We start from the raw sequence: 25699 nt of genomic DNA, 5'->3' as shown, positions 1-25699 counted from the left end.
ACCCCCCCTGCGACCCCACCACACATCCATTTATCGATAGAGGAGTACCACCCATGAAAATCCCTGCCAAAGGTTTTACGCATGGCGGAAAATTCCATGCGGACGATGTTTTTTCCACCGCGTTGCTGCAAATTCTCCGCCCGGATATCCAGGTCACCCGCGGCTTTGTCGTGCCCGATGACTTCGACGGCATCGTCTACGACGTCGGCGGCGGTATGTTCGACCACCACTCCGAACCGCGGGAGTGCCGTCCCAACGGCGTGCCCTACGCGGCCTTCGGCCTACTGTGGCGGGTGGTGGGCGCCCAGCTCGTGGGCGAGCACCAGGCCCGCCTGCTGGACGAAAACTTCATCCAGCCGCTTGACTTAAACGACAACACCGGCGAGCAAAACTCCCTGGCTGACGCGATCGGCAGCTTCAACCCGCTGTGGGACTCGAAGGACGACCCCGACGAGTGCTTCTGGCGCGCTGTGCCGGTGGCAAAGCAGATCCTCGAAAATGAGATCGCCGCCGCCAACGCCGTGAACCGCGCCGACGATACCGTCCGCAGAGCCTACGCCAATATGCGCGACGGCATCGTTGTACTGCCTGCCTATATGCCGTGGAAAAACGGCCTGTACAAGACCGATGCAATTTTTGTCGTCTACCCCAGCCAGCGCGGCGGGTACAGCGCCCAGTGCGTCAACGACCACCGCACCAAGCGCAGCAAGCAGCCGTTCCCGGTGGCCTGGGCCGGTAAGCCGGAGGAACAGCTGCGCCAGATCAGCGGCCTGGGCCTGAGGTTCTGCCACCCCAGCCGTTTCCTGATTACCGCCGACGACAAGGCAACGGCCATTGAGGCCTGCCGCCGCACACTGCGGGCCGCCGGAAAGAAGGTAAGCGAATGAGCGCAGAGGGATCCGAAATCTACGGACCGGCCCCCAGCACCGCCGCCGACCGCGAACCGACCCCGGCACCCGCCTGGGTCTACCTGCTGCGCTGCCCGGACGGCAGCCTGTACGGCGGCTGGACCAATGATTTGGCCCGCCGCCTGAAAGCCCACCGCAGCGGCAAGGGCGGGGCCAAGTACACCAAAAGCCATGGCCGCGACGCCGTGCGCCTGGCCTACGCCGAAAAATGCGCCGACAAAAGTGCGGCCCTGAAGCGTGAAGCAGCGCTGAAAAAACTGCCGAAGGCCGAGAAAGAGGCCCTGGCCGAAAAGTGGGCCGCCGACAACAAAATTACCCTGCGCATGGCGACGCCCGACGATGCCGCCGCCGTCTGCGCACTGTACAACTGGTACGTGCGCCACGGCGTGCAGACCTTCCAGTACACGCCGTCCACGGTGGAGGAATACCGCGAAAACATTGCGCACACGCTGCAAAACGCGCCGTTTCTCCTGGCCGAAAGCGCCGATGGCCGGCTGCAGGGCTTCGCCTGCGCACACCTCTGGCACGAGCGCGAGGCCTACGCCTGGGACGTTGAGACGACGGCCTACTGTGCACCGGACTGCATCGGCCAGGGCGTGGGCGGGCGGCTCTACCGCGCGTTGATCGCCCTGCTGAAAAAGCAGGGGTATTATAACGCCTTTGCGCTCGTAACCGGCAGCAACCGCCAGAGCAATAACTTCCACAAGGCGCTGGGCTTCACCAAAATGGGTATCGAAAAGCGCACCGGGTACAAGTTCGGCCAATGGCTGGATTTGGATTATTGGGTGCTGCCGTTACAGGACGGTGAGGGCGAACCCCAGCCGGTGAGAAAGCAGCTGACCGCAGAAGAAATTGCGGAAGCTTTAAAATAAGATGAAACAAACCGCACCTGCCCTTTTTGACGAAGGCAGGTGCGGCTCTTTTTATACAGGTGTCAAATCGCTCCGTTTTCCCGCAGCCAGGCTTCCAGCTCGGCAGCGGGGCGGTAGCCGACGGAACGGCTGACCTCCCGACCGTCCTTAAACAGCAGCAGCGCCGGGATGGCGTCGATCTTGCGGGCCATGGCCAGCTTCAGGTTCTCGTCGGTGTTCAGCTTGCCGAATTTCACGGTGGGGTGCGCGGCGGCCACTTCCTCCAGCACAGGGCCCATCATCTTGCAGGGGCCGCACCACTCGGCCCAGAAATCCACCACGACCGGCATGGCGCTCTGCAAAACTTCGGTGTCAAAATTCTGTTCGGTGAGTTTGATAGACATAGATATACCCTTTCTTTTTATGGGGCGGGCCGTCGGGGACGCCGCCCCCTGCAATTATTGTACGGCTTCTTTTAATTTTGCAAGCATGGCATTCAGCCGTTCCTCGGCCTGCGGCCCGCCGAAATTGATCATGTTCCGCAGGGTCAGGCCGTCAAACATCTGGATCATCGCCTCGGGCGGCATCAGGCCGTCGCCGCCGCCGTTGGCCATGGCCTGGACCTGGGCGTCCAGCATCCCGCGCACGATGGGCGCGGTGCGCGGGTCCGCCAGCAGAATGCCCAGCGGCGTCGTCTCATCCACTGTCAGTGGCAGCAGCTTCGCCCCCGCATAATGCAGCGGCAGCGTGGATCGGATATCCCGGCTGGAATGTCCGATGCGCACCTCATATCGCCCGGGCGCGGCGTACCAATCGTGAATTTCTGCGCTGTATCGGCTTAGATCTCGTGGTGTCAGGGTAAACGTCACAACGCGTTCTTCCCCGGGCTGCAAGTCCACCTTCGCAAAACCGCGCAGGGCCTGGGGCACGCGGCCGCCCGGCACCGGCGTGCCGGTGGCGTCGGCCACATACAACTGCACGACCTCTGCGCCCGGCATTGCGCCGCTGTTTTTCACGGTCACGCGCACGGTCACTTCGCCGTCGGCGGCCATCGTGTCACAGCTCAGCTCTGCATTCCGGTAGACGTATCCGGTGTAGCTCAGCCCATGGCCGAAGGGCCAGCGCACCGGCATTTTGCGGGCGTCGTACCAGCGGTAGCCTACATAGACGCCCTCGCGGTAGTCGGCGGTCACGCCGTCGCCGGGATAGTCCAGGTAGCAGGGCGTGTCCTCCAGCCGCAGGGGCCAGGTCTCCGGCAGGCGGCCGCAGGGGTTGGCGTCGCCCCACAGCAGGGCATCGGCGGCCTCGCCCACGCCCTCGCCCGCCAGGTACATACACAAAACAGACGATACATCGTCCGCCCAGGGGCATTCCACCGGGGAGCCTGTGTGCAGCACGACCACGGTGTTTTTCTGCACGGCGGCCACGCGGGCAATCAGATTGTTCTGGCAGTCGGGCAGGCGCATATGGCGGCGGTCCGCGCCCTCGCTCTCAAAGCTGTCGGGCAGGCCCGCAAAAATCACGGCCACATCGGCGGCTTCGGCAGCGGTCACGGCCCGCAAAAACTCAGCCTCGTCCCGTTGGTCGCGGTCTGCGGGGAAGCCCTCGATATAGCTGACGCTGCGGTCGTTCATGATGGCGGCGTCCATCGCGCTGATGGCCGTCGTGTTCACATGGCTGGATCCGCCGCCCTGATAGCGCGGATGGTCGGCAAACGCGCCGATGTAGGCCACCTTCTGCCCCTTGTGCAGCGGCAACGCACCCAGGTTGCGCAGCAGCACGGCGCTCTGCTTCGCCAGCTTCACGGCCAGCTTGTGGTCCGCCGCGTGGTCAAACACGGCGGGCAGCTTTGCCAGATCAGCCGCGCGCAGCACAATGTTCAAAATGCGGGCCACGGCTTTGTCTAAAACGCCGATATCCAGCGTGCCGTTCTGCACAGCCTCGATGATTTTGCGGTCGTACACGCCGCCGGACCCGGGCATTTCCAGATCCAGTCCGGCTGCCACGCCCTTGACGCGGTCGTTCACCGCGCCCCAGTCGGACATGACAAAGCCGTCAAAGCCCCAATCGTCCCGCAGAATATCGGTCAGCAGCAGCTTATTCTCGCTGGCGTAGTCGCCGTTGACGCGGTTGTAGCTGCACATCACGGTCCAGGGCCGGGCCTTTTTTACCGCCGTCTCAAAAGCGGGCAGGTAGATTTCGTGCAGCGTGCGCTCGTCCACACGGCTGTCGGCGGACAGGCGGCGTGTCTCCTGGCTGTTGGCGGCAAAATGCTTGATGGAGGTGCCGACCCCCTCACTCTGCACGCCCTGGATGAACCCGGCTGCAAGCTCGCCCGCCAGGTAGGGATCCTCGGAGTAATACTCAAAATTGCGGCCGCAGAGAGGGCTGCGCTTGATGTTCACCGCAGGCCCCAGCAGAACCTGCACGCCGCTGGCCCGGGCCTCCCGACCGAGGGCTGCGCCCATGCGCCGGGTCAGTGCCGGGTCGAAGGATGCTGCCGCCGCGCACCCTGCGGGGAAGCACACGGCCTCGATGGCATCGTTGGGGTCGGTGCTGCCTTCTTTTTGGGTGCGCAGGCCGTGGGGGCCATCGCTGACCTTGATAGCCGGGATGCCCAGCCGCTCCACTGCCTTGGTGTGCCAGAAATCCGCGCCGGAGCACAGCCCGGCCTTTTCTTCCAGCGTCAGGGCGCTGACAAGCTCTTCGACGTTCATGGTGGTTCTCCTTTTATAGTATGGGTGGTTTCCCACATTATAACACGCCGAATGTGCAAAAATAAATAAAAAAGTGTAAAATTATAGTGCCCGTGTAACAAGTAGGAAACAACTGGGGTTTATAATGCACCCAAACGAGGGAGATTTGCCATGAATAACATACTGATTGCCGAGGATGAGCACCTGATCGCGCGGCTCATCGAGATGACACTGACCCGCGCCGGGTACACCTGCACCGTGGCCGAGGATGGCCGCACGGCGGCGGATCTGATCGAGAAAAACAACTTCGATATGGCGCTGCTGGATATTATGCTGCCCGGGCTGGACGGTTACGCCCTGCTGGAAAGCCTGCGGCCCCAGGGCGTGCCGGTCATCTTCATCACGGCGAAAAGCGCGGTGAAGGACCGGGTGCTGGGCCTGCGGCTGGGCGCGGATGATTATATCACCAAGCCCTTCGCGGCAGAAGAACTCGTCGCCCGGATGGAATCGGTGCTGCGCCGCACCGGCCGCGGCGGGCGGGAGCTGCGGGCCTATGATGTCGTGCTGGATACGGTGGACCAGGTGGCCAGGCAGAACGGCGAGCCGCTGGACCTGCGGCGGCGGGAGTTTGACCTGCTGGAACTGCTGATGCGCAACCGGGGCGCGGCGCTCTATCGTGATGTGATTTTTGAGCGCGTCTGGGGCGAGCTGCCCGACACCGAGAGCCTGCGCACCGTAGACACCCACATCGCCCGCCTGCGCAAAAAGCTCGGCTGGACAGATAAACAGATTGAGACGGTGTTTAAGATCGGCTACCGACTGCGGAAGGAGTGACAAAGGCCCCCTTGTCAAAGCGGACTGGGGGATTTCTGTGGCCATGCGGAAGAGTGCGCGTACCCGCGAAGCTGCAAGAATCCCTCCGACCTCGCTAACGCTCGGCCACCGCTCCCCTTCTGGCGTTTTGCGCCACCTCCCCCGACCCGGGGGAGTCTGTCTTGGACAAGGGAGGCTTTTACGACCACAAAAGGAGTACCCTATGCGCTACTACCAAAAACTTGTCTCGCTGCTCGTCCTCGTCCTCGCGGCGTCCTTCGGCGTCGGCGGGTGCGTGCTGCTGTACAGCGATTTCGCTGTGCAGCGCGGCCGCATGGCCACCGCCAACGCAGCGGCCCACGCCCAGACCTGTACCTTGCTGCAAACGGAGATCCTCGACTTGCAGCGCCGCGGCACCACCATGGATGATGCCGCCCTGACCGCCCGCGTCGAGGCCCGGGACACCCCCGCCGCCCTCTGGCGCGGGGATACCCTCATCTGTGCTACTCTGCCGGGGCTGGAAAACTTTTCCCTGGAAAACGCCGCCACCGTCACGGTCCGCACCGAGGAAAGTGTCTATGCCGTCTACGCCAGCGATTTGCAAGGCGGGCTGCGGCTGGTCACGGCCTACGACCTGACCGGCCTGTACCGCGACCGCGACGCCGCCTTAACGCGCTTTTTGCTGCTGGAAGCCGCCGTGCTGGCCGCAGCCGCCGCCGTCACCGCCCTGCTGGCCGCCCGCCGGACCCGCCCGCTGGCTGTGCTGACTGATGCCGGGCAGCAGATCGCCGCCGGGGACTACGCCCGCCGCACCGCCCTGCATACCGGCGACGAGATCGAGACATTGAGCGCGAGCTTTGACAAGATGGCCGACGCCGTGCAGGAGAAAATTGCCGACCTGGAAGCCGATGTGCAGAAGCGGGAGGACTTTGTCGGGGCGTTTACCCACGAGCTGAAAACCCCGATGACCAGCATCATCGGCTACGCGGATATCCTTGCCGCGATGCAGACCGACCCCGATGAACAGCGCGAAGCCGCGGCGGCTATCGCCCACGAGGGGCGGCGGCTGGAATCCCTGAGCCATAAGCTGCTGGCGCTGCTGGGCCTGGCCGAATGCCCGCTGACCCCCGCCGCTGTGCCGCTGGCCGCCCTGTGGCCGCGGCTGCACGCCGCCTGCCCGGGCGTGAACCTGCGCACCCCCGCCGCGCCCGCGCCCACCGTGCAGGGCGACGAGGATCTGCTGTTGGATCTGCTGTGCAACCTGGTCCAGAACGCCGCCAAAGCCAGCAAACCCGGTGCGCCGGTGGTCGTGCTCTGCACAGCCGACGCCGACACCGCTACCTTGACCGTGGCCGACCGGGGCTGCGGCATCCCGCCGGACCAGCTGGCCCGCGTGACCGAGCCGTTTTACATGGTGGATAAATCCCGCGCCCGCCGCCAGGGCGGCAGCGGCCTGGGGCTGGCGCTCTGCCAGCGCATTGCCGTCGCCCACGACGGCACGCTGAAAATCGAGAGTGAACCGGGCAAGGGCACGCGGGTCAGCGTGACCCTGCCCCTGTGGAAAAAGGAGACAGACGCATGAGCCTGTGGAGATACCCGCGCACCGCCGCCGCGCTGTGCATAGCCGCCGTGCTGGCCTGCGCCGCCGCGCCCGCCGCATTTTTGGCCGCCAGTGACGCCGCCTACTTTGGCCGCGTGGAGACGGTAGCCGACCCTTACCGGGCCCCCACCCCCACGGCGGATGACTATTACATCCTGCGCCAGCTGGCCGCCCGCGGGCAGGACACCACCGCCCGCCAGACCACCCCGCAGCAGGAACAGGATGCCGCCCCGCAGACGCCGAAGGTGTACATCGGCGCATCAGCCAGCATCGAGTCCATGACCTGGGCGGACACTGCCGCCACCACCGCCGCAGAGAACGCACTTTGGCAGCTGGCGGAAAGCAGCGCAGTGCCCCGGTTCTGGGTGGAACAGACCGTGGGCGACACTGTCGATTACGGCAGCTACACCGATGCCAACGGCCAATATTACAACCTGAACAGCGCCTACTGCACCACCGACAGCCTGGGCTTTGTGACGGTGCGCAAATTTGCCCGGGAAAACGATACGCTGTTCACCCGGTACAGCATCACGATGGATGGCCGCACCGGCATGATCGTCGAGGTGTGGTTCTCTCTGCCCGCCGCCGATGCCGCCGAAACACCTCTGCCCGGCGCGGATGCCCTGCGCAGCTTTGCGGCCCAGGCCGGGCTGGAAAGCCTGGGCGACTGGGCCGCCCCCAAAAGCAGCCCCTACGACTGCGCCCTGTACAGCGCCAACGGCGGCGCACTCATCACGGCCTCCACCCACCCCTATACCTACACCGGCTATACCGCCGCCGATGGGGCAGAGCGCTGGTATTACAGTTTGGCCTTGCAGATCGCACCGCAGACGTAGATTAAAAAAGGAGGTCCCCCATGAAAAAACTCATCCCCCTCATCCTGACCGCCGCAATGACCCTGACCCTCACGGCCTGCACCGCTGCCCCCGACCCGGCACCCCTCGCCACCCCCACGCCGGAGCCGACGGCAGCGCCCGCAGCCCCCACCCCTGCCCCCGCTGCTGCCGATTTCTACACCCTGAAAAGCTACGACGGCTCCTTTGATGACGGCACCGCCTACTACGAGTTCGCACAGCGGCTCGGCTGTGCGCTGCTGCTCAAGACCGACTACGCCGCGGCGGTTCAGTCCGTCTGCTGCGCCGTCCCCGGCTGCGGCCACGATACCGACGCCTGCCCGGCTTATTTCCCGGGGCGGGCCGGCCGTTATACGGTGGTCGCGGCGGGGGACACCGTGTATGTCTGGCACATCTCATTTTTCTATGACGACCAGAGCTGGGATGACTACTGGGCGGAAAAACTGGCAAGCGGCGTCAGGGATAGGGAACCCTTTGATACCCTGACCGATGCGGAATTTGAAGCCGAGTACCGCGGCATCTGGACCGAGCAGAGCACACCGCCCTGCCTTTACGCTGTTGACCCCGCCGCAGGCAAGACCCGCACCGACCTGCCGCTGACCTACCGTGACTACACGGTGGATGTCTGCGATGGCAGCACGCTCTACGGTGAGGGGGTGACAATACCGTACAGAACGCAGGTGTCTCCCGGAAGAATCGGGCCAACGCCCGCCTGCCGCATCGACCTTGCCACCGGACAGGCGGAGACCTTTGTGCTGGAGCCCACCGAGCATTACCTTGCGGGCTTTGACGGCGCCCTGCTGACCTGCCGCTATGTGACCGATGCGCCGCTGCCCACCGATGCGGAGCAGTATGCCGCCGCCATCCAGAGCGCCACGGTGGAGATCGACCGCCTTGACCCCCGCACGGGCGCGCGCACCGGCCTGACCGAGCGCCCCTACAGCAATGCCGACTATGAGAATAACGGCTGCTTTATCGGTGTGTACAACGGCAAGGCCTACTTTGAGGAGCGCACGATCATACCGGGAAGCGGCTTCCGCCGCACGGTCCTGACAACAGTGGACGCCGAGGGCCGCGCCGAAACCGTCTGGGACCCGTGGCCGCAGGCGGAATGGGTGCTGGGCGATGACGGCGGCCGTTATATCTGGCTGTACAGAGATAACTACAATACAAGCTACGCCGCCCGCGCCCTGCTGGATACTGAAACAGGGCAGATCACACCGGTGACGCAGGCGCTGCAGACCGGCAGCGGTGCCGTCAGCCTGCGCGGTAAAGCGCACGATGGCCGCTGGCTGGTCGTCATCGGCGCAGACAGCGCCGGCAGGACCACGGACTACGGCCTGATCGACGCCGATCAGTTCGCCGCCGGCAGCACGGACTGGCAGCCGGTGACAATGTGGCAGGGGTAACGTCGCAAAGCCCCTCCGGCGTCGATCCGCTCGCCACCTCCCCTGTGAGGGGAGGCTCCCCTTCCAGGGGAACTGGCCGAGTTTACGAGGCCTGAGGGGCTTTGCAGCCTTGCCATCACAGCTCACATCAAAAAAAGGAGGTTCCCATGAAAAAACTCGTCCCCCTCATCCTCACCGCCGCCCTCACCCTTGCCGCCTGTGCATCTGCCCCGGATGAAACTCCGCTGACTACCCCAACTCCTGCCCCGGAAGCGCCTGAACCCACCTCCACCCCAGCCCCCGCGACCACCGACTTCTACCCACTGGAAAGCTACACTACGGCTTTCAACACCGGCGATGCTTACTACGAGCTTGTCCCATATCCCGGTCATGCCCTGCTGCTGAAAACCGACTACGCTACCGCCGCCCAAACCGTCTGCTGCACCATGCCAAACTGCGCCCACGACAGTGAAGCCTGCCCGGCCTATTTCCCGGGGCGGGCGCGGCGGTACACGGTCTTTACGGCGGGGGATACCCTCTACGTCTACCATATACTGTTCTATCGCAACCCCCAAACCTGGGAGGAATACTTTGAAGAGTACGGCAAGCCCCAGCTCGAACACCCGGACCTCTCCTACGAGGGCCTGACTGCCGATGAGATCACAGCGGACCTCTATGGCCGCTGGACAGAGCAGACCACCCCGCCCTGCCTGTACACCGTCCACCCGGGCGGCGGCAAGGTGCGCATCGACCTGCCCGAGGAAGTGCGCGACTACGTGATGGCCTATTGCGACGGCGCGGCGGTGTACGGCGCAGCGTGGAACGATGAGAACGGCACCACCGCCACAGGCTGCCGCATCAGCCTTGCCGACGGTGCGGTACAAACCTTCCCGCTGCTGACGCAGGAGCAGTTTTTGGATGTCTGTGGTGACGCGCTGGTGACGTCGCACATCGTTACAGATGCGCCCCTGCCCACTGACCGGGAGCAGTACCAGGCTGCCATCCAGAGTGCCGAGACGGAGTATGACCTCTATGACCCGAACGACGGTACCCGTACCCGGCTGGCTGCCTACCCTTACGACACGTCGGCTTTGCTGGGCGTGTACGGCGGCAAGGCGTATTTTGAAAAGCGTCAGCCGATACCCTACGCCGCGTATGAGCCTGTGGCCGTGGAGACACTGGACATAGCGACCGGCACGACCGAGACAATATGGACGCCCAAACAGGGGGCACAGGAGCTGCCGCTGGGCGATGCCGAAGGCCACAGCCTGCGAATGAGCGAGAGCAACGTGATTGTCGGCCAGCGCACCAGCCTGCCCGTTGGTTTCCGCGCTGCCGCCGCCGATGGCCGTTGGCTGGTAACGACCGGCAAGGATGAGACGACCAACCGTGAGAACTACGCCCTGGTGGAGCCGGAGCAGTTTATGGCCGGGAGCGCCGAGCAGGAAACCGTGACAATGTGGCAGGGGTAACGTCGCAAAGCCCCTCCGGCGTCGATCCGCTCGCCACCTCCCCTGTGAGGGGAGGCTCCCCTTCCAGGGGAGCTGGCCGAGTTTACGAGGCCTGAGGGGCTTTGCAGCCTTGCCATCACAGCTCACATCAAAAAAAGGAGGCCCCTATGAAAAAACGCATTCCCCTCATCCTCGCCGCCGCCCTCACCCTTGCCGCCTGTGCATCTGCCCCAGACACAGCGTCCACCCCTCTCGCAAACTCGACCCCGGAACCGACCGCAGCAACTACCCCTGCCACAACCACAGCCCCCTTCTACCCGGTGGCCAACTCGTACAACAATGGCGACACCTACTATGCCTTTGTCCCCCGCGGCGAGGACAGTCTGCTGCTAAAAACCGACTATGCCGCAGCTACGCAAACCGTCAACTGCGCGGTTCCCGGCTGTGCCCATGACAGCGACGCCTGCCCCGCCTATTTTACAGACGACCCCGGTCGCAACTTGGTCATCACGGACGACCCGCTGCGCGTCTGCCATGTCGAGGACAGAGGCTGCCCCGTGCAAATCTACACCGTCGACCCCGCCGCGGGCAAGGCCATGCAGGAAATCAATGGGGTGGGCAACTGCGATATTGCCTACTGCGATGGCACGGCGCTGTACGGCATAGACAAGACGGTGCTGCCGAGTGAGGCAACGCCTGCCTGCCGCATCGACCTTGCCAGTGGGCAGCTTGACAGGTTTACCATGCTGCCGTCGGAACTGATGCTGGGCTGCTATGACGACGGCCTGCTGACGGTCCATTACGTGACCGACGCGCCGCTGCCCAAAAACGGCGAAGAGTATGCCGCCGCCGTCCAGAGCGCGACGCTTGAATTTGACTGCTGGGACCCGCGCACAGGCACACGCACCAAGCTGGCCGAGCGCCCCTACAACCCCACAGACGCGCGGTTCAGCGGCTATGATGGCACGGCAAACGGCAAACTTTACTTTGTGGATTATCTCCCGCAGAACGATGGCACCGATATCAAACTGAGCCTGACTGTCGTTGACCCAGCCATGGGCACAGAGGAAAAAATGTGGGATACGTGGCCGGATGAGCACTTCGGGCTGTCCATAGGGCAAAGAATACTGCCCGTGCACGGCGACCAGAGCACGCGGTGGCTTGGAATGTGCTACTCAAACAGCGGAACAAACCGCGAAATCCCCTATTTTATGGATTTGGAAACGGGCGAGATTAAAGAGGTAACGCAAAAACGCGAGGGCCTGTCCTATGACAGAAGAGTCACCGTTTTGGCCCAAACCAACGATGGCCGCTGGCTTATCGAGACTGCGGCCGACGAGCAGCGAAGCTGTCTCGGCATGGCACTGATCACCCCGGAGCAGCTGCTGGCGGACAGCACTGACTGGCAGGAAATAACAATGTGGCAGGGCTGATGCAATACGACCAGCCGTATGCCCTTGTATAATTATGCGCGAAAACGCTAATTTGTCCACGTATTAAACACACAGGCCCGCCAACAGCAAACAAAATTTTGAAAAGTAAACAAAAAACTCTTGAAAAATTTCTTTTGTGGTGGTAACATGAAGGCGGTGTTTGAATTTATATAAAGGAGTGTTCTACTTATGGCAATTCAGAATGCTTACCTGCAGGGTGTATATGAGGGCCTTGCAAAGCGTAACCCTGAGCAGAAGGAGTTTTTGCAGGCGGTCGAGGAAGTCCTCGAGAGCCTCGAGCCTGTTGTTGAGGCTCACCCCGAATATGAGAAGGCCGGCCTGATCGAGCGCCTTGTCGAGCCCGAGCGCATCATCATGTTCCGTGTGCCCTGGGTCGATGACGCTGGCAAGGTCCAGGTCAACCGCGGCTACCGCGTCCAGTTCAACTCTGCCATCGGCCCCTACAAAGGCGGCCTGCGTTTCCACCCCTCTGTCAACCTGTCTATCCTGAAGTTCCTGGGCTTTGAGCAGTGCTTCAAGAACAGCCTGACCGGCCTGCCCATGGGCGGCGGCAAGGGCGGTTCCGACTTCGACCCCCATGGCAAGTCTGACGCCGAGGTCATGCGCTTCTGCCAGAGCTTTATGACCGAACTGTACCGCCACATCGGCCCGGATACCGATGTGCCCGCCGGTGACATCGGCGTCGGCGGCCGCGAGGTCGGCTATCTGTTCGGCCAGTACAAGCGCCTGCAGAATGAGTACACCGGCGTGCTGACCGGCAAGGGCATCCCCTTCGGCGGCTCTCTCGCCCGTACCGAGGCCACCGGCTACGGCCTGTGCTACTTTGCCAAGGAGATGCTGGCTGACGCCGGCAAGAGCTTCGAGGGCCAGCGCGTGGTCATCTCCGGCTCCGGCAATGTGGCCACCTACGCCAACCAGAAGGCCACCCAGTTGGGCGGCAAGGTCATCGCCATGTCTGACTCCAACGGTTACATCGTGGACGAGAACGGCATTGACTACAAGGTCATCAAGGAGATCAAAGAGGTCAAGCGCGCCCGCATCAAGACCTACCTGGATTATGTCCCGACTGCTAAGTACGTCGAGGGCAGCCAGGGTATCTGGACGGTTCCCTGCGATATCGCCCTGCCCTGCGCCACCCAGAACGAGCTGCGCCTGGACGGTGCCAAGGCTCTGGTTGCCAATGGCTGCTACTGCGTAGCCGAGGGTGCCAACATGCCTTCCACCCCCGAGGCCATCGCTTACCTGCAGAGCCACGGCATCCTGTTTGCCCCGGCTAAGGCATCCAACGCCGGCGGTGTTGCCACCTCCGGCTTGGAGATGAGCCAGAACAGCCTGCGCCTGTCTTGGACCTTCGAGGAGGTCGATGAGCGTCTGCACAACATCATGGTCAACATCTACAAGACTGCCGCCACCACCGCCGAGAAGTACGGCATGAAGGGCAACCTGGTTGCCGGTGCCAACATCGCCGGTTTCGAGAAGATCGCCTCCGCCATGATGAGCCAAGGCATTGTCTGATTGGATTTGAGCAATCAGCCATAAAAAGGCACAAACTTTTTTCGTAAAACCTATTGACACACACGCCGTGCTGTGGTATTATAATCAAGCACCGCAAAACAGCGTGTGTGTCATATATCGCGGAGTAGAGCAGATGGTAGCTCGTCGGGCTCATAACCCGGAGGTCGCAGGTTCAAGTCCTGTCTCCGCAACCATTGAATAGGTTCCCACTTTTGAACCCGGTAACTCCGGTTTGAAGGTGGGAACTTTTCTTTTTATAAGCAGCCAGAATAGAACGCCGATTCATATTGGTTCGGCGTTTTCATGTTTAGTTTTCTATGCGGGCGTTGGCTGTTGTAGAAATTAATATATTCGTCCAGAACGGCTTGCAGTTCCTGCGGTGTGCCATACAGGTGGTGATAAAGCGCCTCCTTTTTCAGCGTGTGGAAAAACGACTCGCAGACGGAATTGTCGTAAGGTGTGCCGGGTGTGGAAAAGGATTGCTTTATATGAAGCTCTTTTAAATGTGCGCGGAAAATGTAGGATGTATACTGTGCGCCTTGGTCACTGTGGAACATCAGATCTTGCGGGGGATCCCGAGACTGGAAAGCGTCATCAAAAGCAGCAAGCGTAAGAGCTGTGTTGATGAAATCCGATATGCTGTACGAAAGTATACGCCGTGAGAACAGGTCCAGCACCACGCAGATATAGTAATATTGGTCGAGCACTTTGATATAGGTGATATCGCTGACCCAAATTAGATTGGGCTGAGGCTGGTCAAATTGGCGTGCTAACAAATTTCTGAAATAAGCACGCGGCAGACTTTTTTGATGCTCTGCCTTGTAGCACGGTTTTGCAACGGATAATCCCATCTCCTTCATAAGACGAACGATGCGCTTTTCACTGACTTTGTAGCCTAGTTCTGCAAGTTTGTGATGAATTGGCTTTCTGCCAAAACGGTTCTTACTGTCGTGGAAGATTTGACGAATCAGAGGCTTCAGCTTTTCATCATTTATCTCATAAGAAGTCCGTTGCCCCTCGCGCCGCTTACGGTTGTAGTAAGTTCCGCGCGGTAGGCTTAGTGCGTCGCATAAAACGTGGATGGAATAGCGCCCGCACAATGCATTAACAGCAGCTACTTTTTCGGCGATAGAGGCTTTACTGCCGCACGGACACTGCCGAAGGACCTCTAATTCCAGCGCAAGTTTTTCAAGGTGGCGCTTAGATTTGTGGCTGGTTGCCCGGTTGGTGGTAATAGCCGCATGTACGGGATGAGCCTTATCAAATTTCTGCTTCCATGTAAAGAATGTGCTTTCAGCCATGCCATACTTGGCTTGTGTTTCCGCGAATGAGTGACCGAGCTCGTAGAAAAGAACGGCTTCATCTTTGATAGATTGCGAGTAATGCTTTTTGCCCATTGGTGAACTCCTTTGCTAAAATAGTGTGAGGATTCCAGTATAGCAAAGGAGGCGAGAAAAGTATAATTTATAGGCGATATTTCGACGTTCTATACTGTGAATATGTGCTAATTTTAAGGGAACGACTACATACAGAACAAAGGAGAAAAGCATGGATTTTATTAGCACAGGCACAGAGATACTTAAACAGGAAAACGTACTTACGCCGCGGCAAAAAGATATTATTGATACGGAAAAGGAAATGTTAAAATCTCCGTTCGATAGGAATACTGCGATTGGACAAGTAGAGAAAAATTGCATGAGCTATCCCGAACTGGCATTAGGAGTGACTGTGCCGATTGCGATAAGGGGACGTTCATTAGAACAAATGACGAATGATGATATACTAAAAATACTGCAATTGCAGTTTGGAATCCTGATGGCGGAAGAAGGGGTAAGAGGCATAAGAAATCAGTGATTTGCAAATCATAAATGGGACAAAATGCGAGTCATAAAATATAAGAAATCAAAGATATAACAAGTATAAAAAAAGGAATGTTGGAAACAACTTGAAGCCAACAGACCCTTTCGCTTTACTAAATAATAAGCACTACTATCGCGTTCGGATGTTGCAGAATTGCTCCATATAACACCACCGCAGTCATTTCGATTGTTGCAAAAACTGGTGAAGTCAGATCGCTTGGTTTTAAGTGGACGAGGTGCAGGAGCAAAATATTTACCCAAAGAATAACACACGCAAACGCACGCGTGCGTTTGCGTGTTCTATTAATAAGATATATTGATATAAAGAATTAGATACATCTCAATTTATAGCAAAGGCACTAATGCTGCAACTATAATCAAAAAATAAGCGCAATGGTTTTCTGTAAAAAAACAAATACACTGCAGGGTATCTTTTTTGTCACACTCAGACAACAAAAGCTCGTTGAAACGACAAGTTTCAACGAGCTTTTTTCTACTTTATGACAAAAGTGGTAACGATCTGATAACTTTGACCCCAAAATGACCCCAAAACGGCAAAATGACTGCGCCCGGACGGCTGAATTTTTCAACCGTCCGGGCGCTTTTTGTGGATAAATTTTGCGGAGTTGGCAGGTAAAAATACGAGCGGTCAGTGTAGTCAGCTTGCCTTGACGAGTACCAACACGCTGTTGTTTGGCACGACAATCTGTTCCTGTTTGGTGGGAATGGGCGGGTTCTTGTATTGGCGCAGGGCTTTTTCGATTTGCTGCTTGACTTCGAGCAGGGCAGCATCCAGCGTAGCTGCTTGGGTAGCAATTTTTGGGAAGTCGGGAACATGGGCTGTGCAGCCGTCCGGGGATAAGGTGCAGAGTACAGGATATCCCGAACAAACTGTCCATCTCAGGGCGTTTGTTGTAACCTTATACTATCGCAGGTTCAGGCGGGAAAGGCAATAGAAATTCTTACACAAAAACAGCAATAATTGTATGTCTTGCGCAAAATGTGTGCGCTTTTCATAAACGGAAAAATTTGCAGGTTCCTCATAAAATCGGACATGGGAGAAAGCGCGCAACTGCGCTATGATAAGAGAAACCCACTGCCATGAAAAGCCCGATTTTTAAAGAGAGGATGAAAAACCATGAGAAAAGCAAAGCGCAGATGCCAACAGCTGGTTGCAGCGGCAATGTGCGTCGGTATGCTGGCCGGTATGGTCCCCACACAGGTCTTTGCCGAGGAAGCACAGCCGGCTGCAGCAATCGCGCAGCAGGAGCAGGCCCCTGCACCGTCCGCCAACGAGACGGAAACCCCTGCCCCGACTGAGGAACCGGCGGCCGAGCAGACCCCTGCCCCGACTGAGGAACCGGCGGCCGAGCAGACCCCTGCCCCGACCGAGGAACCGGCGGCCGAGCAGACCCCTGCCCCGACTGAGGAACCGGCGGCTAAGCAGACCCCCGCCCCGGCTGAGGAACCGGCGGCTGAGCAGACCCCCGCCCCGGCGGAAGAGCCTGCGGCCGAGGAGACCGCTGCACAAGCTGCCGAGGTGATGAGCGCTGCGGTGCAGGACTCCGAGAATGAGAACTTCGGCAAGGTGCTGGAGGATCAAGACCTTGTTGCGGTGCGCAGCGGCGCTTCTCTGGTGGAGTCGCTGTCCACCGGCAAGCAGGTCAAGGTAACCGCTGAATGGATCAGCGGCAGCAACTCCGCTGTGGACGGCGGCGGTGCCCTGCAGGAGGGGGACGTCTTCTTCAAGCGCAGCCGCTTCACTCTGTATGCGAATGTCAAATTCGATGCTGCGCATGACAACACCTCGGCGCTGCTTGTCGGCAGCGATGCCGGTGCAAACTTCCGCATTGTGCCCTGCAAGACGGACGGCACAGCTGTGCTGAAGGTCAACAACGGTACGGAGCACAAGCTCTCCAAGGCGATGACCGCCGGAGAATGGAACGCCCTGGCCCTTGTCTATGCCGAGAATGACACCGAGGGCACGGTGGCCGTCTATCTGAACGGCGAGGAGGTCCTGCCTGCCACCGGCATCGGCTTCAAGCTCAGCGAGAAGTCCGGCATCGTGGGCGCCGTGGGCGCCACCTTCGGCACCGGCTTTATGCGCACCGGCCTGTATGACGAGCTGGTCGTGACCGGTGCGGCGGACGCCGAGGCCGCCAAGGTCGAGACTGCCGCCCGCAAGGCGGCGGCCGATGCGGTTGTCGCGGTGGACGGCGTTGTCACCGTCACCGGTGCGGAGGTCGAGCAGGCCGCCCAGAATGTCAACGGCTGGACCTATAAGGGGCTCGGCATGCTGAACGGCAACTCCACCAGCAACCTGCTGCTTGACTACAAGGCCGAAAGCCCTGACGCCTACTGGGCCATGATGCGCTATCTGTTCGGCGGTGACTACCCGCTGTTCAGCAACATCAAGATGGAGATGGGCAACGACGGCAACAACTCTACCGGTGCCGAGGCCTGCACCATGCGGTACGAGGACGAGGAGGCAGATGCCTCCCGCTCGCCCGGCTTTGTCATGGCCGCCGATGCCAAGACGATCAACCCGAATGTCAAGGTGTCGATCCTGCGCTGGGGCTGCCCGAACTGGGTCAACGCCTACAAAGGCACAGACTGGTATGCCGCCAACTACAAATGGTACAAGGAAACGATCTTTGACGCCTACGAGAAGTACGGCTATGTCGTGGATTACATCAACCCCGACACGAACGAGACCGGCAATCCTGACAGCGGGATCATCAAATATTTCGCCAACGCCATTGCCAACGAGACGGATTTCCCGGAATATTTTACCGAGGAGGCCAAGCAGGCCTACCGCAGCATCAAGATCGTGGCCTCGGATGAGAACAAGGGCCTGAAGATCGTACCCATGATGCGCGGTGACAAGGACCTGTATGACGCGGTGGATGCCATCGGCTTCCACTACCGCACCAACGCCACCGATGACTATATCAAGATGGCCGATGTGGATGACAAGGAGGTCTGGTACAGCGAGGGCTGTGCGACCTTCGGTTATTCCGAGCTGCAGGAGAACAAGACCGCCGAGTACGGTGCAGGCACCATCGGCGGCTACCAAAGCCCGCTGGCGCTGCTGGACAGCTTCCCCAACGCCTTTGTCGGCTCCCGCCGGACGATGTACATGTTCCAGCCGGCCATCGGCGCCTTCTACGAGGGCATCCAGTACGGCCATAAGGAGCTGCTCTCCGCCCGCGACCCGTGGAGCGGCTATATCCACTATGACCCTGTGCTTTACATGCTGGGCCATATCACCAAGTTTGCCAAGACCGGCTGGGAGAATGCAAGCAACACCGCCGGTATCTGGCGCGTGCTGCCGGGCGCTACCTTTGCGTCCTTCGGTGCCAGCTCGAACGAGCATGCCACCGCAGGCATTGACGGAAACGCCAGCTATATGACGCTGGCAGCACCCGACAAGCAGAACTTCTCCACGGTGTTCGTCAACAACACCCGCAACGAAAAGACCTTTGCCGTCAAGCTGTCCGACATGGCGCTGAAGGCCGAGGCCCTGCACATCTGGACGACCGCGACCGACAGCTATATGCAGAAGGGCGAGGACGCCAAGATCGAGGGCGGCATCGCCTATGTGACCGTACCGGCCTACAGTGTTGTGACCGCCACTACGCTGGATACTGAGCCGGAGCGCTTCCCCACTGAGGACGGCAGCGGCGATTACATCCAGACTGCGACCCGCGCGGTGCTGGACACCGATGCGACCGGCAAGAAGGCTGATACGGCCGATGACTACCTCTACGCCGATAACTTCGACTATAAGGAGGAGGAACTCAACTACATCGTGGACCGCGGCAATGAGCCCCGCTACATGCTGGACACCCACGGCGCATGGATCGTGGAGAACGGCCGCTTAAAGCAGGAGAACGCCGCCGGCGTGACCCAGTGGAACGGCGGTGACCCGGCTACCATCGTGGGGGACTGGCGCTGGATGGACTACAGCGCTTCGGTGGATATGGAGCTGCCCAACGCCGATGCCAACCGGTATGAGCGGCTGACCATCCGTGCGCAGACCGGCATGAACTGGAACAACAGCGGCTACACGCTGGAGCTCAACGGCGCGGGCAGCTGGAAGCTGTTCCGCATCGGCTCCGCTGTGGCCAGCGGCAGTGTTGCCAAGGATGATGCTGGCAAGTACAATGTAAAGCTCATCGGCTTGGGCGACACCGTCTATGCCTATATCAACGGCACGCTTGTCACCAGCTACACCGATGCAAATCCGATGCTCTCCGGCCGTGTGAAGATCAGCTCCAACTGGACGCAGGTCTATGCGGACAATCTGGAAATCAGGACCGTCAAGGGCGGCATTCCCTACGCCACTGCCATGATCGATGGTCAGGACGATGGCGTTGTCTATGAGGGTGCATGGGCCATCAACAACCCGGGCGGCGGCAGCGCTGACAACTGGTACCGCACGATGTCTGAGGCCAGCACCGCCGGTGCGGCGTTCACCTTTGCGGTGGACGGCAGCGGCTTTGCCATCATGGGCAGCAACAACGGCTCCGCTGTGATCGATGTCTATGTGGACGGCGTGATGAAGGTTGAAAACGCCGCCACCAAGGCCGCCCACACCCGCGGTGAGGCGTACATTCTGTCCGACCTTGCCGCCGGCAAGCACACTGTCAAGGTTGTGCTGAAATCCGGCACGCTCAAGGTGGACGCGCTGAACACCATCGGCAACCGCCTGCCTGCCGCCGAGGGTGCAGTTACCGAGGTGCTGACCAAGCTGCCTGCGCTGGAAAGCTATGTCACCGGCAGCGGCATCGGCAGCCTGCCCGCCGCGGTCGAGGTCAAAAAGACGGACGGCACCACCGCGACCCTGCCTGTGGATTGGAATGTGGATATGAACGCACTGAATGCCAATGCCTACGGTGCGGCCGAGATCCAGGGCACCGTCAAAGGGGCCGTCAACCCGCTGGGCGAGAAGCTGACTGTCAGTGTCAAGATCGGCGAAGTTATCCCCGGCGATACCGTGGTATTCATCGACAGTGTGGCCGGTGATCCGGCAGCCGTCAGCGGCGGCACGACCGAGAGCTATACGCTGTACAAAAAGGCTCTGGGCAGCAAGCTGCTGAATGAAGCCTTTGACCAGCGCAAGACCGCCGATAATGACTGGGGTCTTGTCGATACGGATGCCGGTACCAAGGGCTACAGCTCCACCGCTGACAAGACCGCGACCGGCATCTACGGCCGCGAAAATAAAGCGGGCGAGACCCTGACCTACGCCCTGACCCTGCCTGCAGGCAGCTACATCCTGACGAGCGCCCACCATGAATGGTGGGGCCAGAACCGCCCGATGACCGCCGTGGTCACCGATGCCGAGGGCAACGCCCTGAGCGAGACCGCGACCCTGAACCTGAACGGCAGCAGCGGGGATATCCTCAACAAGGCTGTGTTCAAGTTGGACGGTCAAAAAACCGTTTACTACACGGTGACCGCCACCGGCAGCCAGGCACCTGTCATCAGCTGGCTGGGCGTGCAGCGTCAGCCCGCCGAGACGAAGGTCGTTGTGACGAAGGGCCTGACCAGCGTGCCGGAGGCACTGCAAAATACAGCGTTTACTACAACCGAAAAAATTGAGAAAGAGCTGGTAAAGCAGCTCTCCGATGAGATCAGCGGCTGCAAGGTGAGCATCTACGATGTGAAGCTGATGCTGGATTTCGGTGACGGTAGCCTGATCGAAGCCGAGGAAAACAGCTTCCCTGCAGGGGGCATGGATGTCTGGTTCGACCTGCCCGATGGTGTGACCGCAGAGAATTTCAGCCAGTTCGATATTGAAGTGGCGCACATGCTCTGCACCCGCGACCATGCCGGTGAGGTTGAGCTGCTGAAAGACCCGGAGCTGGACGCTGCGAACGGCAAGCTCAAGGTGCATGTAGGCTCCTTCTCTCCCTTTGCCATCGGCTGGAAGGCCAAGCCTGCCTCCGGACCGGTGGTGACGCCGGGCACCGGCAGCACCGGCACGACCCCCGGCGGCAGCACCGGTAGCAACACCGGCAGCAACACGAATGCCGGCAACAGCAGCAATACCGCAGCAGGCAATGCGGGCGGCACCGCCGCTGCTGCAAGCGGTACCGCCAAGCCTGCAGGCGCAGCCGATAACAAGGCTGCGGTGCCTGCCAAGAGCGGGCTGATTCCCCAGACCTCGGACAGCTTCCCGCTGCTCCCGGTCGCAGGCATTGCACTGGTCAGTCTGGCAGCGGTCGGCCTGCTGGCCCTGCTGAAAAAGAAAAAGCACGAAACGCGCTGAGCCTCTGACGATATAAGATCGTGTTTGCACAGTCCCCGCCCGGAAACGGGCGGGGATTTGTTGCTGCTATGACAAAAAGCCGCACACACTGCGAGGTGTGTGCGGCTTTTTGCGGCTTGGCGGGGGTTACGGTGCCTCGGTGCCCCATGCCTCAAGCTGGGTCAGCGCGGGGAACGGGGACGGGTCCTCGGCCTTTTTCAGCTCAAACAGCTTCAGGCTTTTTGCGGTGCGCGGGGTGATCGCAAAGGTCTGCGGGGCGGCGGTCTTGGTCAGCTGCAAAACCTCGCGGCTGCCGTCATCAAACGCCACGGTCGCCTGCGTCCAGTAGCTGTCGTGCGGGAAATCCGCGCGCAGCGTCAGGCGCAGCTCGTCCACGATCACGGCGCGGCCGAAATCCAGCGTCAGCGCGGCATTGGGGTCGCGGTTAATGCCCCAGCTCTGGTACGGCCAGGTGCCGTGGGCGTCATTCTCATACACGCCGTCCACGGCGTTGCGGGCGGCAAACACGGCCTCGCCGCGGGTCTCCACATTGGCGGACGCATGGGGGAAGAAGCCGGTATCACCGTGTTCGTCATAGGGGTTGAACGCAAGGTTGCGCCGCGCCTTGATCTCCGCCTCGGTGGCAAAGCGGGCGCGGATGATGTGGCAGCACCCGGAAAAGCTTTTGGGGCTGTAGGTGATGGCCTGCTCGCCGAACGGAATGTGGAAGTTGATCTCCCGCTTGACGACATAGACGAGCGCCGGGGCCATCGTGTCCTCAAACTGGATCACGATATACTGCCCGGGTGTGCCGATCTCCAGTGCCACGCGGTCCCCCGGCTTGTAGGCGTTCATGTACACAAGGCTGACCTGCTCCGCACCGGGCGCGGTCATGAGGGTCTGGCCCTCGGCGTCAAGGATCTTTAACTTCAAAAGCTCCATGGGTATCATCCTTTCAGAAAACGGTAAGGGCAAGCTGCCCGGTGAAATACAGGCGGGTGCGGTAGAGGGTGTCCGGCCAGGCCTGACGCAGCCGGGCATCGGTGACGGCTACCGCCTCGGTCACGATGCGCACAGCCCCATCCGCACGGGCGGCCGCTAAGGTGCCGAACTGCACGGTGCTGCCGTCTGCGGCGGGCTTTTCAACGCTCATCAGCGTCAAGGCGACCTCGCCGGGGTAGTCGGTCTCATCGCACAGGGTCAGCCCATCGGCAGTCAGGCGCACGGCGCGGCGGTAGTACCCCAACCCCGGCACGGCGCCGTAGGCAGGGGCAAGGTCCATTGCGATGCTGTCCAATGTGTCGGCCACGGCGACCCCGGCAGCGGCAAAGGCCGCACCGGGCTGCTGCTGATACGCCGCACCGTCGGGGTCAAATTCCGGCAGGTTGTGCCAGCCGGACTGCATCGTCCAGATCTCATACCGCTGCGGGCTGAAGGTCTTTTTGCTGTAGGTCTCCACACCCACATCGATCAGGAGCGGTGCCCCGTTTTTATACAGCGTCACGCTGCCCACATCGTTGTGGTTGTGGCTGTCGGCGTTGCTGCCCGCCTTGGCGCCCAGTGCATAAGCGCCGCGGCGGCAGACGAGAATACCGACGCTCGGATACCAGACATCCCCCGGCGCGGCAGGGGATGCGCGCAGGGCAAAGGCAGTCACCTCCTGCTCGGCCAGTGCGGTCTGAAGATGGTAAAACAGGTTGATGCCCTCGCTGTCATCGGGGTGGTGCAGTCGGTCGGGGTCAGGGGTGCGCAGCGTTTCAGCCCAGTCGTGGGCGGCCAGCGTCATCAGCGGCAGGCTGCCGACCCGCTTGCCGAACAGGTACTCCCGCACGCCGCGGGCCCCGGCCAGCGGGCTGCAGTCAGCAAAATTCAGGTAGTACGGCCCGGCAATGTGCATGTTGACAATGTACTCGGCCATGTTTTTGATCTTCGGCTCAGCCCAGATGTCGTCAAAGACGCCGGGGGCGATTTTGCACAAGAGGTCCAGCGCGTTGAACATCGTCAGCGCGGCGTGGCGGTAGTACTGTGCGCCCTCGCTGCAGCAGCCGTCCGGGCCGTAATCCTTCAAAAAGCAGTCAAGGCTGTAGGCGGCCTGCCCGACATAGGCGGGCAGCGCCTCAACCGGGGCGCACTGCGCGGCGGCCAGCAGGACATTCTGGGTACACCACGGTGTCCAGTTGCACATCGGCTCGTCATCGCGGCCCATCCACCAGAAATGCTCGGTACGGTAGGGCGTCAGGATGCGGCGCTCGACCTCATGCTGCAGCCGTGCCGCCAGCCCGGGCGCGTATTCGTCAAGGGCGGCACCCAGCAGGCCGTACACAGTGGCCAGCAGTGCGCCGGTCTCGGCGGCAAACAGGTCCACGATCGGCCGCGTTACATCGGGCAGCGGCAGCTGGGGCGTGTCGCGGATATAGCTGTTGTGGGCGGGCAGCTGCCACGCGCTTTCCTCGCAGATCGCCCATGCGGCATCGGCGATAGCGGGCAGATAGCTGCCGTCCCCGGTCACGGCCTCGGCCATTGCCAGCGCACAGAGGGTGCGGCGGCGGGCAAAATAGGCGTGTTCCCATCGGGCGCGGTCTCCGTTTTGGGTAAATTGCAGCCACAGCGAGAGCGGCAGCTGCGGCACTGCGGCGGCATCGCGCAGGGCGGCCTGTCCCGCCGCCTGCCAGCGCGCAGCGCCCGGCAGGGCCTGCCACGCCGCGCGGTCGCGGTAAGGCGGGTAAAGCGTGGGGCGCATCGCGTCAAAGCGCGGCGTCATCCTTTGCATCAACATACGATCCCTTCATTCTCTGGATATATTCGCGGGGGCTGGCTCCCTCCAGCTTTTTGAACACCTTGCTGAAATAGAAGGCGCTGTCAAAGCCTACCCGGCTGCTGACCTCATAGATCTTCAGGTCGGTGGCGGCCATCAGCTCCTTGGCGGCGGCGATGCGGGCGGTGGTGACATACTCCACAAAGCCGCGCTCACTGTTTTGTGCAAAAAGCTGGCTCAGGTAGTTGGGGCTGAAGTTGAACACCGCAGCTACATCGTTGAGGGTCAGCTTTTCGGCCAGATGTGCCCGGATGTACTGCTGCACCTGCGCCACGACCTGTGCGCGGTGATCCAGCGGGGTGTTGGGCTTCTCATGGTAAAAGGCAAGGGGAGACTCGCTGCGCAGCAGCTGCTGGGCGGCCAGTGCATCCTGCCGGCTTTGGGAGATCTGCAGAATGTCCGGCACCGCGCGGCCCACGGCCCAGTAGATCTGGGAGCTGAAATAGTTGTAAAGGATCTGCCCGGTGGCCTGCAGGGCGGGGGTCAGCGCGGTCTCGGGGTCCTCGCCCTCCTGCAGGGGCAGCAGCGCCGAAAAATGCTGCAGATCCATGCCGATCACGCGGCAGGGACGGTATTTGGGCAGCGTTTCAGCCGCCATGCGGGTGACGCCGGTGCTCAGGGTGAGCAGCTGCTCGGTCGAAAGCTCCGGGGTGCGGATGCTGCCCAGCGCCACGACATACTGCGGGGCGTGGAAGTCCAGCCCCAGCTCGGCACACTGGCGGTCAAAGGCGGCGCGGTCGGTCAGCAGACCGCCGTACAGCTGCAAAAACAGCCGGTCGCGGTAGCTGTCCATGCTCACGGCGGGGGCAGCGGGGGCCTGCAGCCGCCGCTCCTTCTCCACAGCGGCGCGGGCCTTGTCCAGCGCGGCGGTCAGGCTCTCGGCAGTCAGGTCGATCTTGACAAGGTAGTCCACCACGCCCAGCCGCATGCTGCGCTTTACATAGTCAAATTCCTCATAGCTGGTCAGCATGATGAATACCGGCAGGGCAGAGCCGTCCTTGTGGCAGCTCTCCGCCAGCGTAAAACCATCCATGACCGGCATACGGATGTCGGAAACAACGATGTCGGGGTAGGTCTCTCCGATGGCCTTGAGGGCCTCGGCCCCGTTGCGGGCGGTGCCGACCACGGTGTAGCCAAGCTCGGCCCAATTCAGCATGCCCTGCATACCGATGAGGACCAGCGGCTCATCATCGACCAAGAAAATTTTTGTCACGGTAACACCTCATTTTGGGGGATGCC

At 60.9% G+C, this 25699-nt stretch carries 17 protein-coding genes and 1 tRNA gene; 12 read left to right on the top strand and 6 right to left on the bottom strand.

Going from position 1 to position 25699, the window contains the following annotated elements:
* The first annotated feature begins 53 nt into the window (after nucleotides 1-53).
* Together ACZO0A_RS05195 and ACZO0A_RS05190 are read left to right on the top strand one after the other, a co-directional pair.
* Nucleotides 54-887 (top strand): MYG1 family protein, encoded by an 834-nt coding sequence (locus tag ACZO0A_RS05195; RefSeq protein WP_215692679.1) that lies wholly within the window; start codon nucleotides 54-56, stop codon nucleotides 885-887.
* Complete coding sequence (locus ACZO0A_RS05190; protein WP_291212750.1) at nucleotides 884-1780, top strand: GNAT family N-acetyltransferase; 897 nt, start codon at nucleotides 884-886, stop codon at nucleotides 1778-1780. The genes ACZO0A_RS05195 and ACZO0A_RS05190 overlap by 4 nt, the downstream gene beginning before the upstream one ends.
* Before the next feature lie 62 nt (nucleotides 1781-1842).
* On the opposite strand, the gene trxA is transcribed toward ACZO0A_RS05190, so the two are convergent.
* Nucleotides 1843-2163 carry a thioredoxin gene (gene trxA / locus ACZO0A_RS05185; protein ID WP_215692683.1) on the bottom strand — a complete coding sequence of 107 codons (321 nt, stop codon included), beginning with the start codon at nucleotides 2161-2163 and terminating at the stop codon, nucleotides 1843-1845.
* A gap of 54 nt (nucleotides 2164-2217) precedes the next feature.
* The gene (locus tag ACZO0A_RS05180) at nucleotides 2218-4476 is read right to left on the bottom strand and encodes a glycoside hydrolase family 3 C-terminal domain-containing protein (RefSeq protein ID WP_486846137.1); all 2259 of its coding nucleotides are present in this window, start codon (nucleotides 4474-4476) and stop codon (nucleotides 2218-2220) included.
* Between the two features lie 150 nt (nucleotides 4477-4626).
* Here ACZO0A_RS05180 and ACZO0A_RS05175 point away from each other — a divergent pair, with 150 nt between their 5' ends.
* From ACZO0A_RS05175 to ACZO0A_RS05140, 8 genes are all read left to right on the top strand, one after another.
* Nucleotides 4627-5289: a response regulator transcription factor gene (locus tag ACZO0A_RS05175; RefSeq protein WP_486846136.1), complete on the top strand. Its 663-nt coding sequence runs from the start codon at nucleotides 4627-4629 to the stop codon at nucleotides 5287-5289.
* A 202-nt stretch (nucleotides 5290-5491) separates the two neighbouring features.
* Nucleotides 5492-6850 carry a sensor histidine kinase gene (locus ACZO0A_RS05170; protein WP_486846135.1) on the top strand — a complete coding sequence of 453 codons (1359 nt, stop codon included), beginning with the start codon at nucleotides 5492-5494 and terminating at the stop codon, nucleotides 6848-6850.
* Nucleotides 6847-7704, top strand: a complete 858-nt coding sequence (locus tag ACZO0A_RS05165) for a hypothetical protein (protein ID WP_294781112.1) — start codon at nucleotides 6847-6849, stop codon at nucleotides 7702-7704. Before ACZO0A_RS05170 ends, ACZO0A_RS05165 begins: the two co-directional genes overlap by 4 nt.
* A 20-nt stretch (nucleotides 7705-7724) precedes the next feature.
* Entirely contained in the window at nucleotides 7725-9131 is a 1407-nt protein-coding gene (locus ACZO0A_RS05160; protein WP_486846134.1) for a hypothetical protein, read from the top strand.
* Between the two features lie 146 nt (nucleotides 9132-9277).
* Nucleotides 9278-10582 (top strand): hypothetical protein, encoded by a 1305-nt coding sequence (locus tag ACZO0A_RS05155; RefSeq protein ID WP_486846133.1) that lies wholly within the window; start codon nucleotides 9278-9280, stop codon nucleotides 10580-10582.
* A 146-nt stretch (nucleotides 10583-10728) separates the two neighbouring features.
* Nucleotides 10729-11994 carry a hypothetical protein gene (locus ACZO0A_RS05150; protein WP_486846132.1) on the top strand — a complete coding sequence of 422 codons (1266 nt, stop codon included), beginning with the start codon at nucleotides 10729-10731 and terminating at the stop codon, nucleotides 11992-11994.
* Between the two features lie 189 nt (nucleotides 11995-12183).
* Nucleotides 12184-13530, top strand: a complete 1347-nt coding sequence (gene gdhA, locus ACZO0A_RS05145; protein ID WP_486846131.1) for an NADP-specific glutamate dehydrogenase — start codon at nucleotides 12184-12186, stop codon at nucleotides 13528-13530.
* 118 nt (nucleotides 13531-13648) lie between these two features.
* Nucleotides 13649-13724 (top strand) — tRNA-Met (locus ACZO0A_RS05140).
* 60 nt (nucleotides 13725-13784) lie between these two features.
* Here ACZO0A_RS05140 and ACZO0A_RS05135 read toward each other — a convergent pair.
* A complete protein-coding gene (locus ACZO0A_RS05135; RefSeq protein WP_302375881.1) occupies nucleotides 13785-14927 on the bottom strand; it encodes an IS3 family transposase in 1143 nt (380 codons plus the stop codon).
* A 151-nt stretch (nucleotides 14928-15078) separates the two neighbouring features.
* On the opposite strand from ACZO0A_RS05135, the gene ACZO0A_RS05130 reads away from it, so the two are divergent.
* Together ACZO0A_RS05130 and ACZO0A_RS05125 are read left to right on the top strand one after the other, a co-directional pair.
* Nucleotides 15079-15384, top strand: a complete 306-nt coding sequence (locus ACZO0A_RS05130) for a hypothetical protein (protein ID WP_294714037.1) — start codon at nucleotides 15079-15081, stop codon at nucleotides 15382-15384.
* 1143 nt (nucleotides 15385-16527) lie between these two features.
* Nucleotides 16528-21666 (top strand): Ig-like domain-containing protein, encoded by a 5139-nt coding sequence (locus tag ACZO0A_RS05125; protein WP_486846130.1) that lies wholly within the window; start codon nucleotides 16528-16530, stop codon nucleotides 21664-21666.
* A gap of 126 nt (nucleotides 21667-21792) precedes the next feature.
* Here the strand turns inward: ACZO0A_RS05125 and ACZO0A_RS05120 are convergent, their stop codons facing one another.
* From ACZO0A_RS05120 to ACZO0A_RS05110, 3 genes are read right to left on the bottom strand one after another with little or no spacing between them, the layout of a single operon-like run.
* Entirely contained in the window at nucleotides 21793-22587 is a 795-nt protein-coding gene (locus tag ACZO0A_RS05120) for a carbohydrate-binding protein (protein WP_215692705.1), read from the bottom strand.
* Between the two features lie 13 nt (nucleotides 22588-22600).
* Nucleotides 22601-24421, bottom strand: a complete 1821-nt coding sequence (locus tag ACZO0A_RS05115) for a heparinase II/III domain-containing protein (RefSeq protein ID WP_215692706.1) — start codon at nucleotides 24419-24421, stop codon at nucleotides 22601-22603.
* Nucleotides 24390-25673 carry a response regulator gene (locus ACZO0A_RS05110; RefSeq protein ID WP_215692707.1) on the bottom strand — a complete coding sequence of 428 codons (1284 nt, stop codon included), beginning with the start codon at nucleotides 25671-25673 and terminating at the stop codon, nucleotides 24390-24392. Before ACZO0A_RS05110 ends, ACZO0A_RS05115 begins: the two co-directional genes overlap by 32 nt.
* Nucleotides 25674-25699 lie beyond the last annotated feature (26 nt).

It is taken from the genome of Gemmiger sp., assembly GCF_057431175.1.
The sequence above is the reverse complement of the archived record's forward strand: the minus strand, read 5'-3'. Positions and strand labels throughout refer to the sequence as shown.